The sequence below is a fragment of the Nisaea sp. genome (assembly GCF_017640745.1).
Classification (GTDB): Bacteria; Pseudomonadota; Alphaproteobacteria; order Thalassobaculales; family Thalassobaculaceae; genus Nisaea.
The window spans coordinates 1-1,286 of sequence record NZ_JAEPQA010000065.1; the positions used below are offsets into that span (position 1 = coordinate 1).

A 1,286-nucleotide genomic window follows, 5' to 3' on the forward strand; every position below is an offset into this window, starting at 1 on the left:
CATCCGGAACGTGCGGCGCTCAGGTTCGAGGGCGCGGAGCTCGGCTATGGCGAGCTCAATGACAGGGCGAACGCACTGGCGCGGCGGTTGCTGCGGGCGGGCGTCGGCCGGGACGTGCGGGTCGGGGTGGCGCTGGAACGCTCGGCAGACCTGGTGGTGGCGCTGCTTGCGGTGATGAAGGCGGGCGGGGCCTATGTGCCGCTCGACCCGGAACTTCCGGCGGACCGTCTCGCCTTCATGATCGGCGATGCGGCCGCCCCGGTGGTGATCACGCGGACGGGCCTGCTGGATGTGCTCCCGGTGCATGAAGGCCGCACGATCTGCGTGGATGACGCAGGCAGAAGCAGCCGCAGGGGTGCCGAGGCGGGCAATCCCGACGTGGAACTCGGTCCGAACGATCTGGCCTACGTGATCTACACCTCCGGCTCGACGGGCCTGCCCAAGGGGGTGATGAACGAACACGGGGGGCTGGCGAACCGCATCCTCTGGATGCAGGAGCGCTTCGATATCGGGGAAGGGGACAAGGTCCTCCAGAAGACGCCCTATACCTTCGACGTCTCGGTCTGGGAGTTCTTCTGGCCGCTGATGACGGGCGCCTGCCTGGTGGTGGCGAAGCCGGGCGGTCACAAGGACCCGGATTATCTCGCCCGTCTGATGGACGAGGAAGGGATCTCGGTCCTGCACTTCGTGCCCTCGATGCTGCAGGCCTTCCTCGGCCATGGCGGCTCGGCCGCGAGGCTGAACCAGTGCAGTTCGCTGCGCTACGTGATGTGCAGCGGGGAGGCGCTGTCTCCGGGGCTGGTGGAACGGTTCGAGAGCCTGAAGCCAGGCACCGCCGAACTGCACAATCTCTACGGCCCGACGGAAGCGGCGATCGACGTGACGCACTGGCAGTGCGGATCTCCGGCGGACGACCCTCTGCCGATCGGCCATGCGATCGCGAACACCAGTCTCTATGTGCTGGACAGCGCGCTGGAGCCCGTCCCTGTGGGTGTCGCGGGAGATCTCTGGATCGGCGGTGTGCAGGTCTCGCGCGGCTATCTCGGCAGGCAAGGCCTAACAGCCACCACCTTCATCGCGGACCCGTACTCAGCCAAACCCGGTGCGCGGATGTACCGGACGGGGGATATCGCGAGACGGCGCGCGGACGGGGCGCTGGTCTATCTCGGACGGAGCGACTTCCAGGTGAAGCTGAGGGGCTTCCGGATCGAGCTGGGCGAGATCGAATCCGCGCTGATGAGCCACGGCTCGATCAGGGAGGCGGCGGTGCTGCTCCGCGAGGACCG

Annotated in this window: 1 protein-coding gene; it reads left to right on the forward strand. The window is 67.5% G+C overall.

The window, feature by feature from the left end; all coding sequences use genetic code 11:
- Nucleotides 1-1,286, forward strand: a 1,286-nt coding sequence (locus JJ959_RS21240; RefSeq protein WP_292888473.1) for an amino acid adenylation domain-containing protein, incomplete at both ends; no start/stop codon positions are given.